The organism is Brachybacterium rhamnosum, assembly GCF_039526185.1.
Taxonomy (GTDB): domain Bacteria; phylum Actinomycetota; class Actinomycetes; order Actinomycetales; family Dermabacteraceae; genus Brachybacterium; species Brachybacterium rhamnosum.
This window is the reverse complement of the sequence record NZ_BAAAIS010000003.1, coordinates 375,989-390,596: the sequence shown is the minus strand read 5'-3', so window position 1 is coordinate 390,596 and position 14,608 is coordinate 375,989. Positions and strand designations below refer to the sequence as shown.

The 14,608-nt window shown below is 73.2% G+C and carries 14 protein-coding genes; 7 read left to right on the top strand and 7 right to left on the bottom strand.

What is annotated here, in order from left to right:
* Window positions 1-41 precede the first annotated feature (41 nt).
* Window positions 42-866, top strand: a complete 825-nt coding sequence (locus tag ABD080_RS11905) for an isoprenyl transferase (RefSeq protein WP_343905164.1) — start codon at window positions 42-44, stop codon at window positions 864-866.
* Here the strand turns inward: ABD080_RS11905 and ABD080_RS11900 are convergent.
* The 5 genes from ABD080_RS11900 to ABD080_RS11880 are packed head-to-tail and all read right to left on the bottom strand — an operon-like array spanning window position 769 to window position 4,373.
* Window positions 769-1,305: a DedA family protein gene (locus tag ABD080_RS11900; protein WP_343906092.1), complete on the bottom strand. Its 537-nt coding sequence runs from the start codon at window positions 1,303-1,305 to the stop codon at window positions 769-771. The two genes, ABD080_RS11905 and ABD080_RS11900, sit on opposite strands and share 98 nt — an antisense overlap.
* On the bottom strand, window positions 1,305-1,712 hold the full coding sequence (locus ABD080_RS11895; RefSeq protein WP_343905162.1) for a Fur family transcriptional regulator: 408 nt from the start codon (window positions 1,710-1,712) through the stop codon (window positions 1,305-1,307). The genes ABD080_RS11900 and ABD080_RS11895 overlap by 1 nt, the downstream gene beginning before the upstream one ends.
* 56 nt (window positions 1,713-1,768) lie before the next feature.
* Window positions 1,769-2,653: a metal ABC transporter permease gene (locus ABD080_RS11890; RefSeq protein WP_343905160.1), complete on the bottom strand. Its 885-nt coding sequence runs from the start codon at window positions 2,651-2,653 to the stop codon at window positions 1,769-1,771.
* On the bottom strand, window positions 2,650-3,426 hold the full coding sequence (locus ABD080_RS11885; RefSeq protein WP_343905158.1) for a metal ABC transporter ATP-binding protein: 777 nt from the start codon (window positions 3,424-3,426) through the stop codon (window positions 2,650-2,652). The genes ABD080_RS11890 and ABD080_RS11885 overlap by 4 nt, the downstream gene beginning before the upstream one ends.
* A complete protein-coding gene (locus ABD080_RS11880; protein ID WP_343905156.1) occupies window positions 3,423-4,373 on the bottom strand; it encodes a metal ABC transporter substrate-binding protein in 951 nt (316 codons plus the stop codon). The genes ABD080_RS11885 and ABD080_RS11880 overlap by 4 nt, the downstream gene beginning before the upstream one ends.
* Window positions 4,374-4,510: 137 nt before the next feature.
* Here ABD080_RS11880 and ABD080_RS11875 point away from each other — a divergent pair, with 137 nt between their 5' ends.
* Entirely contained in the window at window positions 4,511-5,902 is a 1,392-nt protein-coding gene (locus ABD080_RS11875; protein ID WP_343905154.1) for a glycine--tRNA ligase, read from the top strand.
* A 110-nt stretch (window positions 5,903-6,012) separates the two neighbouring features.
* Here ABD080_RS11875 and ABD080_RS11870 read toward each other — a convergent pair whose 3' ends face one another.
* Window positions 6,013-7,086, bottom strand: coding sequence for an LLM class flavin-dependent oxidoreductase (locus ABD080_RS11870; RefSeq protein WP_343905152.1), 1,074 nt, complete (start codon window positions 7,084-7,086; stop codon window positions 6,013-6,015).
* A gap of 191 nt (window positions 7,087-7,277) precedes the next feature.
* On the opposite strand from ABD080_RS11870, the gene dusB reads away from it, so the two are divergent.
* The 3 genes from dusB to dnaG are packed head-to-tail and all read left to right on the top strand — an operon-like array spanning window position 7,278 to window position 11,853.
* Window positions 7,278-8,546 (top strand): tRNA dihydrouridine synthase DusB, encoded by a 1,269-nt coding sequence (dusB, locus tag ABD080_RS11865; protein WP_343905150.1) that lies wholly within the window; start codon window positions 7,278-7,280, stop codon window positions 8,544-8,546.
* Window positions 8,547-8,549: 3 nt separating this feature from the next.
* A complete protein-coding gene (locus tag ABD080_RS11860; protein WP_343905148.1) occupies window positions 8,550-9,881 on the top strand; it encodes a deoxyguanosinetriphosphate triphosphohydrolase in 1,332 nt (443 codons plus the stop codon).
* Window positions 9,882-9,885: 4 nt separating this feature from the next.
* Window positions 9,886-11,853: a DNA primase gene (gene dnaG, locus ABD080_RS11855; protein ID WP_343905146.1), complete on the top strand. Its 1,968-nt coding sequence runs from the start codon at window positions 9,886-9,888 to the stop codon at window positions 11,851-11,853.
* Here dnaG and ABD080_RS11850 read toward each other — a convergent pair.
* Window positions 11,738-12,481, bottom strand: a complete 744-nt coding sequence (locus ABD080_RS11850) for a DedA family protein (protein ID WP_264449917.1) — start codon at window positions 12,479-12,481, stop codon at window positions 11,738-11,740. The genes dnaG and ABD080_RS11850 overlap by 116 nt on opposite strands.
* Window positions 12,482-12,718: 237 nt before the next feature.
* On the opposite strand from ABD080_RS11850, the gene ABD080_RS11845 reads away from it, so the two are divergent.
* Together ABD080_RS11845 and ABD080_RS11840 are read left to right on the top strand one after the other, a co-directional pair.
* A complete protein-coding gene (locus ABD080_RS11845; protein WP_264449916.1) occupies window positions 12,719-13,897 on the top strand; it encodes a sensor histidine kinase in 1,179 nt (392 codons plus the stop codon).
* Window positions 13,890-14,576, top strand: a complete 687-nt coding sequence (locus ABD080_RS11840) for a response regulator transcription factor (protein WP_264449915.1) — start codon at window positions 13,890-13,892, stop codon at window positions 14,574-14,576. Before ABD080_RS11845 ends, ABD080_RS11840 begins: the two co-directional genes overlap by 8 nt.
* The last annotated feature ends 32 nt before the right edge of the window (window positions 14,577-14,608 follow it).

Genomic DNA, 14,608 nt, shown 5'->3' with positions numbered 1-14,608 from the left:
GATCAGCGGGTCCGTCCCCGTCCTGCCCCGGAGGCCCTCCCATGCCCGCCGACGCCCCGTACGCCGAGCCCTTCGAGCACCCGAGCGGCGCCCGCGCCCCGCAGCTGCCGCGCGAGCTCGTGCCGGGGCACGTCGCGGTGGTCATGGACGGCAACGGACGTTGGGCGAACCGTCGGGGGCTGCCGCGCACGGCCGGCCACGAGGCGGGGGAGGCGGCGCTGCTGGACGTGGTCGCGGGCGCCCTGCAGATCGGCGTCACGCACCTCTCCGCGTACGCGTTCTCCACGGAGAACTGGAAGCGCTCCCCGGACGAGGTGCGCTTCCTCATGGGCTTCTCCCGCTCGGTGCTGCGCCGCCAGCGCGACACCCTGAACCGTTGGGGTGTGCGGATCGTGTGGATCGGGCGGGAGCAGCGCCTGTGGGGCTCGGTGATCTCCGAGCTCAAGGCGGCCGAGGAGCTCACCCGGGGCAACACCCGGATGACGCTCTACATGTGCGTGAACCACGGCGGCCGCGCCGAGATCGTCGATGCGGTGCGCGAGATCGCGGAGCAGGCTCGCGCGGGGCGGCTCCGCGGCCGCGGCATCACCGAGAAGAGCTTCGCCCGGCATCTCACCGATCCGACGATGCCCGACGTCGACCTGTTCCTCCGCACGAGCGGGGAGCAGCGCACCTCGAACTTCCTCCTGTGGCAGGCCGCCTATGCGGAGCTGGTCTTCGTGCCGGAGCTGTGGCCGGACGTGGACCGGGTGGTGCTGTGGCGCGCGATCACGGAGTATGCGCGGAGGGATCGTCGCTACGGCGGGGCCGTGGATCTGCCGGGATCGGATCCTGAGCGCGGCGACGCGCCCGGGACCGACGGCTGAGCACGACCACGACGACCAGCACGACGATCAGCGCGAGCACCGCGACGGCCGCCCAGGGCGAGCGGAGGAACAGCTCGAGCCAGGCGGCGAGGGCCACGAGCCCGATCGTCGCGTAGACGACCGCCCAGGCGAGGCCTCCGATCGCGAGCGCCGGCAGGTACCGGCGCAGCGGCATCCCGGTGAGGCCCGCGGCGGCGTTGGCGGCGGTCTGGAAGCCCACCGTGAGGAAGCTCAGCGCGACGACCGGGGCGCCCCACGCGTTGACGATCCCGGTGGCGCGCCGCACGCGCGGGGAGGCGAGCAGCTCCGCGACCCGGCCGCGATCGGCGACGGAGCGGGCGCCGCGGGCGATCGCGTAGGTGGCCCCGGCGCGGCAGAGGATGACGAGGTAGAGCACGCCGATCGCCGGCAGCAGAGGCAGCGACCGCACCCACTCCATCATCGGGCGGAGGCCTGCTCCCGGGCGGCCTCGCACCCGGTGCACAGGCCGAACACCTCGAGGGTGTGGTCGAGGTCCGTGTAGCCCTGCTCGCGCGCGATCCGGGACATGGCGGCCTCGAGCTCGGGGGCGAGGAACTCGACGGTGCGCCCGCACTCACGGCACACGAGGTGATGGTGGTGCCCTGTCGCCTCGCACTGGCGGTAGCGGGTCTCCCCGTCGTCGCCGACGAGCACGTCGAGGCGGTCGGACTGGGCGAGCGCCTGGAGGTTGCGGTAGACGGTCGCGAGGCCGACGGTCTCGCCGTCGGCCCGCATCTGCTCGTGGATCTGCTGGGCGCTGCGGAAGTCGTCCTGCCGGGAGAGCGCCTCGAGGATCGCGGAGCGCTGGCGGGTGTTCCGTTGCATGCCCCGATTCTCCCCCATGGGCGTCGGGACCTCCATCCCGGGTGACCGGTGCCGCGTCATGCCCGCGCCTGCGGGGTCTCGACCGCGGTGCGCCGCGAGGGCGTGGGCAGCACCGCCTTCACGACGAGGCCGAGGACGTAGACGCCGATCGTCAGCAGCACGATGACGCCGCCGGGCGGGAGGTCGACGCTCGCGGTGATCACGAGTCCGGCGACCGCGCACACGACCGCGATGACCATCGCCGTGCGCATGGTCCGCGCGAAGCCCACCACGAGGGTCTGCGCGGCGGCGACGGGGACGATCATGAGCGCGGAGACCATGAGCGCGCCCACGATCCGCATCGAGAGGGTGACGGTGAGCGCGGCCATCATCGCGATGAGCACGTTGACGGCGCGCACGGGCAGGCCCGAGGCGCGCGCGAACTCCTCGTCGCTCGTGACGGCGGCGAGCAGCCCGTTCAGGCCGAGCCCGATCCCGAGCACCACGACCGCGAGCACCACGGCGATGACGACGTCGGGCCCGGTGACGGTGGAGAGGGAGCCGAAGAGGTAGCCCATGAGCGACTGGGAGGTGCCGCCCGCGAGCTTGATGATGACGACGCCGCCGGCGATGCCGCCGTAGAAGAGGATCGCGAGGGCGACGTCGCGGCTCGTGTGCCCGATCTCGCGGACGTACTCGATCGCGATCGCGCCGATCATCGAGGCGACGAGCGCGCCGGGGATCGCGAGGAGGTCCGCAGGGCTCGCGGCGAGCCAGGCGCCCACGAGCCAGCCGACGGCCACGCCCGTGAGGGCCACGTGGCCCAGACCGTCGCCGAGCAGGGAGAGCTTCTTCTGGACGAGGAAGGTGCCCACGACGGGCGCGGTGAGCCCGATGAGCACGGCGATGATCAGCGGGTAGCGCAGGACGTCGGAGGTGAGGAGGTCGAGGGGCGAGATCATGCGGGGTGGATCTCCTGTCCGAGGCATTCGTCGATGTGCCCCGCGGGGCCGCTGTGGTCGTCGTGGTCGTCGCCGTGGGACTGCGCGGGCAGGGCCGACACGGGACCGTCGTGCACGACGCGGCCGTGGTCGAGGACGACGGCGCGGCTGAGGTGCTCGGCGAGCGCGCCGGTCTCGTGGAGGACGACGAGGATCGTGGTGCCGCTCGCGGAGAGGTCGCGGAAGAGGCCGGCGATGAGCTCCTGGGTGGGCAGGTCGATGCCGGCGAAGGGCTCGTCGAGCACGAGCAGCTCCGGGCGGCGCACGAGGGCGCGCGCGATCATCACGCGGCGTCGCTGTCCGCCGGACATGCGGGTGACGGGACGGCCGGCGAGGTCACCGAGGCCCACCGCGTCGAGCGCCTCCTGGACGCGGCGGTCGCTGCGGCGCACGGTCCAGGTGCGCGGTCCCAGGAGCCCGGCGGCGACGGCCTCGCGGGCCGTGGCCGGGATCGAGCCGCCGCTCGCGCTGTCCTGGGGCACGTAGCCGAGGCGGTCGTGGCCCGCGCGACGGCGGGCGGGGCTGCCGAGCAGGGTCACCTCGCCGCTCGCGAGGGGGATCAGGCCCAGCAGGGCGCGCAGCAGGGTGGACTTGCCGGACCCGTTCGCGCCGAGCAGGGCCACCATCTCGCCGGGCGCGATCCGGAGGTCCACGCCGTCGAGCACGGGGGAGCCGCCGAGGCTCACGTGGAGGTCGCGCGCCTCGAGCACGGGGTCGGTGGAGGGACGGCTCATGACCAGCTCGCCATCAGGGCCTTCGCGTTGCTGCGCATGACCGCAGGGTAGTCCTGGTCCTCGTCGAGCTGGGTCTCGAGATTGTCGAGCTCCGCGGCGGTGACGCCGACGTTCTCCGCGAGCGTCTGGGCCACCTTGGGGGAGGCCGTGGTCTCGAAGAAGATCGTCGTGACCTCCTCGTCCTTCACGACCTGCTCGAGCTGGAGGAGGCGCTGGGGGGAGGGCTCGGTCTCGGGGTCGACGCCGCTGATCCCGACCTGGTGGAGGTCGTAGCGGTCCGCGAGATACGCGAAGGCGGTGTGGCTCGTGATGAACGTGCGGTTCCCGCTCACCGAGGAGAAGTCCTCCGCGAGCTCGGCGTCGAGGGCCTCGAGGTCCGTGCGGAGGGACGTCGCGTTCGCGGTGAGCTCGTCGGCGACGTCCGGCAGCTGCTCGCCGAGGCGCTTCGCGATCGCGTCGCCGATGTCCGCCATGCGCTGCGGGTCGTGCCACAGGTGCGGGTCGTCGCCGGCGAGGTCGTGCTCCTCGCCGCCGTCGTCGGACCCGCCCTCCTCGTGCTCGTGCTCGTCCTCGCCGGAGCTCGCGAGCAGGGTGACGACGCTCGAGACGTCGAGCACGTTGTCGGTGCCCTCGCTCGCGATCGCGTCGTCGAGCGCGGTGGAGAGACCGGGGATCCGGAGCACCAGCGCGGCCTTCTGGATCTCGAGGGTCTGCTTGACGGAGAGCTCGAGGCCGTGGGCGTCGGCGCCCGGCGTCGCGAGCTGGATCATGTCGACGTGATCGCCCGCCACGCGGGTCGCGAGGTACTCCATCGGGTAGCAGGCGGCGACCACGGCAGGCTTCCCGTCGGATCCCGATCCGCCCTCCCCGCAGGCGGCGAGCACCGCGGCGCCGGAGGCGGCGCCGAGGAGGGCGAGGAGGTGGCGACGGCTGGGTGCGAACGACATGACAATCATTCTCACGAGCGGGGCGGCCGACGGCAAGCGGCGGCGCGGTGAGATGCGGCATTCGTGGGCACCGTCACAGGCGCGGGGCTGGCTATGCTGGGGCACCGTCCGTCCCACCCGTCACCAGGAGCACCCCCGTGGCCAAGGCCCCCGCCAGCACGCTGGATAACGTCATCGCACTCGCCAAGAAGCGCGGCTTCGTGTTCCCGGCCGGTGAGATCTACGGCGGTACCCGTTCCGCATGGGACTACGGACCGCTGGGCGTGGAGCTCAAGGAGAACATCAAGAAGCAGTGGTGGCGCACCTTCGTGCAGTCCCGCGGCGACATGGTGGGCCTGGACTCCTCGATCATCCTGCCCTCGAAGGTGTGGGAGGCCTCCGGCCACGTCGCGACCTTCACCGACCCGCTCGTCGAGTGCCGCAGCTGCCACAACCGCTTCCGCGAGGACCACCTCCTCGAGGACTTCGAGGCGAAGAAGGGCCGCGAGCCCGAGGGCGGCCTCGCCGAGGTCCCCTGCCCCCACTGCGGCGTGCGCGGGGAGTTCACCGAGCCCCAGCAGTTCTCCGGGCTCATGAAGACCTACCTCGGCGCCGTCGAGAACGAGGCCGGCCTCGCGTACCTGCGCCCCGAGACCGCGCAGGGCATCTTCGTGAACTTCCTCAACGTGGTCACCGCCTCGCGCATGAAGCCCCCCTTCGGCATCGGCCAGGTCGGCAAGTCCTTCCGCAACGAGATCACGCCCGGCAACTTCATCTTCCGCACGCGCGAGTTCGAGCAGATGGAGATCGAGTTCTTCACGCCTCCGGCGGAGGCCGACCAGCACTTCAAGGAGTGGGTCGAAGCCTGCTGGGACTGGTACATCGACCTCGGGATCAAGGAGGAGAACCTCCGCCGCTTCGACGTCCCCGAGGACGAGCGCGCGCACTACAGCGCCGGCACGATCGATCTCGAGTACCGCTTCGGCTTCTCCGGCAGCGAGTGGGGCGAGCTCATGGGCATCGCGAACCGCACCGACTTCGACCTCACGAGCCACACCGAGGGCTCGGGCACGAAGATGCAGTACTTCGACCAGGCCGCGAACGAGCGCTACACGCCGTACGTCATCGAGCCGAGCTTCGGGCTCACCCGCGCGATGATGGCCTTCCTCGTGGACGCCTACGCCGAGGACGAGGCGCCCAACACCAAGGGCGGCGTCGACGTGCGCACCGTGCTCAAGCTCGACCCGCGCCTCGCGCCCGTCAAGGCCGCGGTGCTGCCGCTGTCCAAGAGCGAGGACCTCGTGCCCCGCGCCGAGGAGCTCGCCGCGAAGCTCCGCAAGCACTGGAACGTCGACATGGACGTCTCCCAGGCGATCGGTCGCCGCTACCGCCGCCAGGACGAGATCGGCACCCCGTTCTGCATCACCGTCGACTTCGACACCGCGACGGACCAGGCGGTGACGGTCCGAGAGCGCGACACTATGGCGCAGGAGCGCGTCGCCCTCGACCAGGTCGAGTCCTACCTCGCGGCGCGTCTGCTGGGCGCCTGAGCCGTCCGCCTGCTCAGCGCCTGAGCTGCGAGACCCGAGGCCCCGTCCCGCTGCTGCGGGGCGGGGCCTCGTCCGTGCACGGCCTGTCCCGGCCGTGGCGGCGGGTCGCGTCAGGCCCCGCGCAGCAGCGGGACGACCTGCTCGGCCCAGGTCGTGAGGATCCGTCGCACCACGGGGTAGGGGTGCCCGAAGGGGAGTGCGAGCACGAGCTCGTCCGCCGCGGCGAGGGCGCGGTCCTCCGCGAGGAAGGCGGCCACGGCCTCCGGGGCGTCCGCGACGACGCGGCCGAAGGCCACCGCCATCCCGCCGATCCCCGCCCCGCCCTCGCGCATGGCCTGCTGGCGGGAGCGGTCGCGCTCGATGAGGTCCGCGAAGGCGGCGAGATCCGCGGGATCGGCGACCGGCAGCATCTGCCGGCTCGCCGAGACATGCCCCTCGCCGTGCCCGGCCTCGCGGCTCGCGGCACGGTAGGCCTCGATCACCTCGAGCTGGAGCTCCTCGAAGGAGCGTCCCGCCTCGCCGGGCTGCAGGGTCGAGACCTGGAGCCCGATGCCGAGCCGTCCCGCGCGCTCGGCGCTCGCCACGGAGCCGGCGCCGTAGGCGATCCGCGAGCGCAGCGAGGCGACCTGCGGGCGGATCCGCAGCGGGGTGCCCTCCGCCTCGGTCTCGAAGAACTCGTCCGCCGTGGAGACCTGCTCGCCGCCCACGAAGTCGAGGAGGTCGTGGAGCACCGCGTCCACGCGGGGGCGCACGCCTTCGGGCACGGCGCCGAAGGCGCGCTCGTTGACGTGGTCCTGCTTGGCGTAGCCGGAGCCGACGCCGATCCGCAGACGGCCGCCCACCAGGAGGTCCGTCGTGGCCAGGTCCTCGGCGAGGCGGCCCGCGCTCTCGAAGCGCAGCGGGATGAGCGCCGTGCCGAGGGTGAGGGTCGAGGTGCGCTGGCCGGCGGCGGCGAGGAAGGGCAGCGGGGAGGAGAGGTAGTCCTGCAGATGGCGGTGGCGCACGTAACCGTTGTCCAGGCCCATGCCCTCCGCCCGTGCGAAGAGGTCCAGCCCGTCGTCGAGCCCTCGGGAGCGGCCGGCGGCGTCGTCGACGCCGGTGTGGTCGACGAAGGCGAGGAAGCCCATGCCGAGGTGGGAGAGGGGGCCGGCGGTCGTGGCGGGGGAGGCGACGGGGGAGGTCATGGCTGCTCCTCGTGGTCGGGCGGTGCCGGCCGGGATGATTGAAGGGTCAAGCACACTGTAGGTCCCCGCCGCCCTCGGTGCACGGGGTCGTCATCCGGCGTCATCCGTCCCTCCTCCCGAGGACACCCGGATGCACATCACCCCCGCCCCACCTCCCGCGGGACGGGCCAGGATGGGACAATCGCGGGACGATGACCCTTCTCCACGACGCCCGCACCTCGCCGGACACCCCTGTGCCCGGCGCTCCCGCGACCGCTCCCGACGCCGCGGCACGGGAATCCGCTCCTGCGGAGGGCCCGCGCGAGCGCCGGTCGCTGACCATCGGCCGGCTCACCGTGGACACCCCCGTCATGCTCGCCCCCATGGCCGGCGTGACGAACATGGCCTTCCGTGTGCTCTGCCGCGAGTTCGGCGCCCGGCACAGCGACGACGACGGCGGCCTGTTCCCCACGGAGATGGTCACCACCCGCGCCCTCATCGAGGACCACACCGAGTCGTGGCGCCTGCTGCGGATGGCCGATCGTGAGCGCCCCCGCTCCGTCCAGCTCTACGGCGTGGACCCGGCCGTCGTCGCGCGCAGCATCGAGTTGATCCTCGAGCGCGACGCCGCGGACCACATCGACCTCAACTTCGGCTGCCCCGTGCCCAAGGTGACCCGTCGCGGCGGCGGCGGCGTGCTGCCCTGGAAGGACGAGCTGTTCACGAGGATCCTCCGCGCCGCGGTCGACGCCGCCGGCGACGTGCCCGTCACGCTCAAGACCCGCAAGGGCGTGGACGACGCGCACCTCACCTACCACGACGCCGGGCTCATCGCCCAGGAGGTCGGCGCGGCCGCCATCACCCTGCACGGCCGCACCGTCAAGGAGCAGTACTCCGGCACCGCCGACTGGACCTCGATCGGGGACCTCAAGCAGACCGTCACCGACATCCCCGTGCTCGGCAACGGCGACGTGTGGTCCGCGGAGGACGCGCTGCGGATGATGGACGAGACCGGGGCCGACGGCGTGGTCGTCGGCCGCGGCTGCCAGGGCCGGCCGTGGCTCTTCGCCGATCTCGCGGCCGGGTTCTCCGGCAGCGACGAGCGCGTGCGCCCGGGCCTCGGCGACGTCGCACGGATCGTGCGCCGCCACGCCGAGCTCCTCGCCGAGTTCTACGAGGACGAGGGCCGCGGCGTTCGCGACCTCCGCAAGCACGTCGCCTGGTACTTCAAGGGCTATCCCGTCGGCGGGGACATGCGTCGCCGCCTCACCACCATGGAGTCCCTCGCGGACCTCGACGAGAAGCTCGCGGAGCTCGACCTGGACGCGCCCTACCCCGGCGAGGCCGTCGAGGGGCCGCGCGGCCGCAGCGGGCACGCCCGCAACGCCGTCGTGCCCCAGGGATGGATGGACAGCCGTTCGCTCAGCACCGATCACCGGGAGAGCCTCCACGAGGCCGAGCTCGACGTCTCGGGGGGCTGAGCGATGAGCACCGCCGCAGCGTCCTCCGCGACCACCGTCCGCGTCCCCGCCGGTTACAGCGCGGGTGACCTCGAGCGCTGGGCGCCCGAGGAGCCCAAGTCCGAGGCCCGCACGCCCTTCCAGCGCGACCGGGCGCGTGTGCTGCACTCCTCCGCGCTGCGCCGGCTCGGCGCGAAGACCCAGGTCCTCGGCGCCGGGTCCGACGACTTCGTGCGCACGCGGCTGACCCACTCCCTCGAGGTGGCCCAGGTGGGTCGCGACATCGGAGCCGAGCTCGGCTGCGACCCCGACGTGGTCGACGCCGCCTGCCTCTCCCACGACCTCGGACACCCGCCGTTCGGCCACAACGGCGAGAAGGTCCTCGACGCGATCGCGGAGGACTTCGGCGGCTTCGAGGGCAATGCGCAGACCCTCCGCCTGCTCACGCGGCTCGAGCCCAAGGTCATCGGCGAGGAACGCCCCTACGGCCTGAACCTCACCCGCGCCGGGGTGGACGCCGCGATCAAGTACCCCTGGGCCCGCGCGGAGGGGCCGGACCCGGCCTCCCCGAAGTTCGGCGCCTACGCCGACGACCTCGACGTCTACACCTGGGCCCGTGAGGGCGCGGTCCCGGGCCGCAAGTGCTTCGAGGCGCAGGTCATGGATCTCGCCGACGACATCGCCTACTCCGTCCACGACGTCGAGGACGCGGTGACGGGCGGGACCCTGGACCTCCGGCGCCTGCGCGACCCGATGGAGCGGGCCGCGGCGCTCTACGTCGTCCAGGACTGGTACGTGCCCGGCGAGTCGATCGCCGCGCTCGACGAGGCGCTCGGCCGGCTCGAGGCGGAGCCCTGGTGGGTCCTCGACTTCACCGGCGGCATGCGCTCCGCCGCCGCGCTCAAGGACATGGCCAGCCAGCTCATCGGCCGCTTCACCCGCGCCGTCGTGACGACCACCCGGGAGCGCCACGGCGACGCCCCCCTCGCCCGCTACCGCGGCCAGGCGGAGCTGCCCGAGGAGTCCCGCCTCGAGATCGCCGTGCTCAAGGGCCTCGCGGCCGCCTATGTCATGTCCTCCGCCTCGCAGCAGCCCGTCTACGAGCGGCAGGAGGAGATCATCCGCGACCTCTACGCGCAGCTGTGGAACACCGGCACCACGCACCTCAGCCCGCTGTTCGCCGAGCTGTGGGAGGCCGCTGAGGACGACGACGCCCGCCGCCGCGTGATCGTCGATCAGATCGCCTCCTACACCGACGTCACCGCGGGGCGCCTGCACGAGCGGCTCTTCGACCGCGGCGCCACGCACGTCACCGCGGCGGACACCCCGCTGCCCGGCCTCGGCGCGGAGCTCTGAGCGCGTGGCCCAGGGACTGATCCGACGCTCCGACGTGGAGCTCGTGCGCGAGCGGGCGCGGCTCGACGAGGTGGTGGGCGAGCACGTCACCCTGCGCGGCGCCGGGATCGGCTCGATGAAGGGCCTGTGCCCCTTCCACGACGAGAAGACCCCGAGCTTCCACATCCGCCCCCAGCTGGGCCACTGGCACTGCTTCGGCTGCGGAGAGGGCGGCGACGTGATCGCCTTCGTCCAGAAGATCGACCACCTCAGCTTCGTCGAGGCCGTCGAGATGCTCGCCGCGAAGTACGGCGTGCAGATCCAGTACGAGGAGAGCGGCAAGGGCGGCGGCGACCGTCCCGACTTCGGCACCCGCCGCCGGCTCCTGGACGCGCACGCGATCGCGGAGGAGTACTACCGCGATCAGCTCGGCACCGAGGCGGCGGAGGTGGGCCGGCGCTTCCTCACCGAGCGCGGCTTCGACCGCGAGGCGGCCGAGCGCTTCGGCGTCGGCTTCGCCCCCGAGGGCTGGGACTCGATCACGAACGTGCTGCGCGGCCGCGGGTTCACCGAGGCGGAGCTCACCGCGAGCGGCCTCGTCTCCGCCGGCCAGCGGGGGGTCTACGACCGCTTCCGCGGGCGGCTCGTGTGGCCGATCCGCGACATCACCGGCAACACGATCGGCTTCGGCGCCCGCCGCCTGCTCGAGCAGGACAAGGGCCCCAAGTACCTCAACACGCCCGAGACGGCGATCTACCACAAGTCCAGTGTGCTCTACGGGCTCGACCTCGCCCGCAAGGAGATCGCGACCCAGCACCGGGTCGTCGTCGTCGAGGGCTACACCGACGTCATGGCCGCGCACCTCGCGGGGGTCACGACCGCCGTCGCCTCGTGCGGCACCGCCTTCGGCGCGGACCACGTGAAGATCGTGCGGCGCGTCATGGGCGACTCGAACCCCTCGGCCGGGCTGCGGCTGAACACCGACGGCCGCGGCCTCGCCGGCGAGGTCGTCTTCACCTTCGACGGCGACGCGGCCGGGCAGAAGGCGGCGCTGAGGGCCTTCGAGGAGGACCAGCGCTTCGTCGCCCAGACCTATGTGGCCGTCGAGCCGAGCGGCATGGACCCCTGCGAGCTGCGCATCGCCCAGGGCGACCAGGCCGTCGTGGATCTCGTGGAGTCCCGCCGGCCGCTGTTCGAGTTCGCGATCCGCAGCGCGATCGCCCAGGTGGATCTCGACACCGTCGAGGGGCAGGTGACGGCGCTGCGCATGGCGGCACCGGTCGTGGCCGGGATCCGCGATCGCGCGATGCGCCCCGAGTACGCGCGGCGTCTCGCCGGCTGGCTCGGCATGGACGAGCGGACGGTGCTGCGCGCCGTGCACGACGCCGCCCGCTCCGAGGGTCGCAGCGGCGGCCGCCACGCGGACACCGTCGAGCCGCCCTCGGGGACCCGCCCTCCCCAGGAGGACGAGGCCCCCGCGCTGCCGGTGCCGCGCCTCGCGGACGTCGTCAGCCGCCGCGACCCGGTGGGGCAGGTCGAGGTGCAGTCCCTCGCCGTCATGCTCCAGGCCCCGCAGCTGCTCGCCGAGGCGAAGGTCGCCGCCCTCCCGGACGACGCCTTCCACGTGCTCTCGCTGCAGGGCGTGTGGGACGTCATGCTCGCCGCCGGCACCCTGCTCGACGCGGTCACCGGTGCCCTGCACCCTGCCCGCTACCTCGAGCAGGTCCTCGAGATCGCGGGGGAGACGGTGCGTCCGCTCATCGTGGAGATCGCGAACCTCGAGCTGCCCGCCCGCACCGAGCCGGCCCTCGAGAAGCTCGGGGACTCGCTCATGGACCGGCTGACGGAGCTGTCGATCACCCGCGAGTACTCGGTGCTCAAGCAGCGCCTGCAGCGGACGGATCCCTCGGACGGCGAGCGCTATCAGGAGATCCTCGGCCGTCTCGCGCAGGTGCAGGAGCGTCGTCGCTCGCTGCGGGGCGCGGGCGACTGACGCCGCCGTCGGCCCCCTCCGTGCCGGACCTCCCGGCGTGGCGGGACCGCAGCCGCCGCACGGCCTCGATCCCGCCGGCGACCGCGAGCGCGATCCCGATGCCGAGGGCCACGCCCAGCAGGGGCTGGTCGTGGAAGGCGAGCCCGCCGAGCATCCCGATGCCGACGCTGTACACCGCCCAGGCGAGTGCCGCCACCGCGGCCCAGAGCACGAAGCGGCGGCGCGGGTAGCCGATCATCCCGCTCGTCACCGTGGTCGCGGTGCGTCCACCGGGGATGAAGCGGGCGCCGATGATGATCGCCGGACCGCGCTCGCGCAGCCCCGTCTCCGCCCAGCGCAGCACCGCGTCGCCGATCCGCAGCCGCCGCAGCAGCCGTGCGAGCCCGCCGGCCCGGCGCCCCAGGTGGTGGGCGATCACGTCCCCCGCGAGCGCCCCCGCCCAGGCCGCGAGGACCAGCGGGACCACCGCCGGATACCCCTGCGCGGCGGCGAAGGCCCCGGCCGTGATCACGACGGTCTCCGCGGGGACCACCGGGACGACGGCGTCGAGCAGGGACAGCCCCAGCACGAGCACGAAGAACCAGGGGGAGCCGAGGAGCGACTCGGCGAGGTGGAGGACGGCGTCCATGCATGACTCCCAGGTGGAGGGCGGGACCGGGCGCGACATGGGCGGTCGCGGTGCCCGGCGGTGCATCCACGCTAGAGAGCGGGGACCTGTTCCCGACACACGGTGCCCCGTCGGCCGACCCTGGGGAAAACCCCCGGATGCCTCGGGGAACGCCCCCTGACCGGCGCCGGCCGGCGTTGCTAGCCTCGATCCCGGTGCCGGCCCCGGCGCCGTTCCCCGAACGCGCAGGAGGTCCCGGTGCGCCTGCCCGTGCTCACCCTGCAGTCCGCGCCCCGCGAGCCGAGCCGCCTCGTGCGCCGCTCCGTGCGGCAGGTGGTGGGCACGGTCCTGGGTCTCATGACCGGGACGCTGCTCGTGCTCACGGCCCTGCTCGCGCTGATCCGGATCCGCCGCCCCCTGCAGGCGGCACGCCGCTGGGAGCAGCGCCGTCTGCACCGTTTCCACCGCCTGCGGCTCGTCGACGACGGCGCGGAGCCGGAGTTCCTCGGCCCCGGCCGGGCGATCGTGCACGGCCTGCTCGCCGCGGTGCTCGGGTACGTGATGGGCGATCTGCTGCTGCTCGTCGCCGCCGTGGTGCTCGGCAGCCTCACCCAGCTCCTGCTCGGCGGGCCGGTGACCATGGAGTTCGACGCCTGGACGATCAGCCGGCCCGCCCTAGCGGTGCTCGTCATCTTCGGGACCTCGAGCCTGCTCGCCGCGGCGCTGTACGCGGAGCTCGCGGCACGCCTGCAGCGAGCGCTGCTGGGCCGCTGGACGACGGTCGCGCGGGAGGACGCCCTCGAATCGAGGATCAGCCGCCTCCTCACCACTCGACGCGGTGTGGTGCTCGCGATCGACGACGAGCGGCGCCGCATCGAGCGCGACCTCCACGACGGGGTCCAGCAGAACGTCGTCTCGCTCTCCGTGGCGCTCGCGCGGGCACGCCGCGCCACCGACCCGGAGCGAGCGGACGAGCTGCTCGAGCAGGCGCACCGCCAGTCCCAGGCGCTCATCGAGGAGGTGCGCCAGGTGGCCTGGCGCATCTACCCGACGGCGCTCGACGAGCACGGCCTCGCCTCCGCCCTCGCCGGCATCGCGGAGACCTGCCCGGTCCCGCTCACCGTCGAGAACCGCATCGAGGGCCCCCCGCCCCGGGCCGTCGAGTCCGCCGCGTACTTCGTGGCGCGGGAGGCCGTGACCAACGTGGTCAAGCACGCGGGAGCGGGCTCCGCGAGCCTCACGCTGACCAGCAGCGGCGAGGGCGATCGCCGGGTGCTGCGGCTCGTCGTGCGCGACGACGGCGCCGGCGGCGCGGACCCCGAGGGCGGCGGCCTCCAGGGCCTCGCCCGTCGGGTCGCCGCGCTCGACGGTACGTTGGAGGTCCGCAGTCCCCTCGGCGGACCGACCCTCATCATCGCGGAGATCCCCTATGCCTGAGCCCCAGACCGCGCCTCGCCCGCTGAGGGTGCTGCTCGCCGACGACTCCGTGCTGCTGCGCGAGGGGGTGCGCTCCCTGCTCGAGGACGAGGGCGTCCAGGTGGTCGCGGCGGTCGGCGACGGTGATCAGCTGCTGCAGGCCGTCGCCGCGGATCCTCCGGATCTCGCGATCGTCGACGTCCGGATGCCGCCGACCCACACCAACGAGGGCCTCGTCGCGGCGCTGCGGATCACCCGGGAGCATCCGGGCGTGGGCGTGCTGATGCTCTCCCAGTACGTGGCCCGCGAGTACGCGAGCGAGCTGCTGGGCACCGAGTCCCCGGGAATCGGCTACCTGCTCAAGGACCGCATCACCGAGATCGACGGCTTCCTCGCCGCGGTGCGGCGGGTCGCCGCGGGCGGCACCGTCATCGACCCGGCCGTCGTGCGCTCCCTGCTGCGGGCTCCCGAGCAGCAGCGGCTCGTGGCCCGCCTGACCCCGCGCGAGGTCGAGGTGCTCGAGGCGATGGCGGAGGGCCTGTCCAACCGCGGGATCGGGGAGCGGCTGTTCATCTCGCAGAGCACCGTGGAGAAGGCGATCACCGCGATCTTCGACAAGCTCGAGCTCACGGGGGAGGACGGCACGAGCCGCCGGGTGCTCGCGGTGCTGCGCTATCTCGAGGACGCCGACGGCGCCTGAGCGGTAGCGTTCCCACCTGACCGGTGGAGCAG

What these genes read in the sequence shown, in the direction of transcription:
- ABD080_RS11905 (WP_343905164.1), top strand. Translation starts at nt 42, where the DNA reads ATGCCCGCCGACGCCCCGTACGCCGAGCCCTTCGAGCACCCGAGCGGC.
- ABD080_RS11900 (WP_343906092.1), bottom strand. Translation starts at nt 1,305, where the DNA reads ATGGAGTGGGTGCGGTCGCTGCCTCTGCTGCCGGCGATCGGCGTGCTC.
- ABD080_RS11895 (WP_343905162.1), bottom strand. Translation starts at nt 1,712, where the DNA reads ATGCAACGGAACACCCGCCAGCGCTCCGCGATCCTCGAGGCGCTCTCC.
- ABD080_RS11890 (WP_343905160.1), bottom strand. Translation starts at nt 2,653, where the DNA reads ATGATCTCGCCCCTCGACCTCCTCACCTCCGACGTCCTGCGCTACCCG.
- ABD080_RS11885 (WP_343905158.1), bottom strand. Translation starts at nt 3,426, where the DNA reads ATGAGCCGTCCCTCCACCGACCCCGTGCTCGAGGCGCGCGACCTCCAC.
- ABD080_RS11880 (WP_343905156.1), bottom strand. Translation starts at nt 4,373, where the DNA reads ATGTCGTTCGCACCCAGCCGTCGCCACCTCCTCGCCCTCCTCGGCGCC.
- ABD080_RS11870 (WP_343905152.1), bottom strand. Translation starts at nt 7,086, where the DNA reads ATGACCTCCCCCGTCGCCTCCCCCGCCACGACCGCCGGCCCCCTCTCC.
- dusB (WP_343905150.1), top strand. Translation starts at nt 7,278, where the DNA reads ATGACCCTTCTCCACGACGCCCGCACCTCGCCGGACACCCCTGTGCCC.
- ABD080_RS11860 (WP_343905148.1), top strand. Translation starts at nt 8,550, where the DNA reads ATGAGCACCGCCGCAGCGTCCTCCGCGACCACCGTCCGCGTCCCCGCC.
- ABD080_RS11850 (WP_264449917.1), bottom strand. Translation starts at nt 12,481, where the DNA reads ATGGACGCCGTCCTCCACCTCGCCGAGTCGCTCCTCGGCTCCCCCTGG.
- ABD080_RS11840 (WP_264449915.1), top strand. Translation starts at nt 13,890, where the DNA reads ATGCCTGAGCCCCAGACCGCGCCTCGCCCGCTGAGGGTGCTGCTCGCC.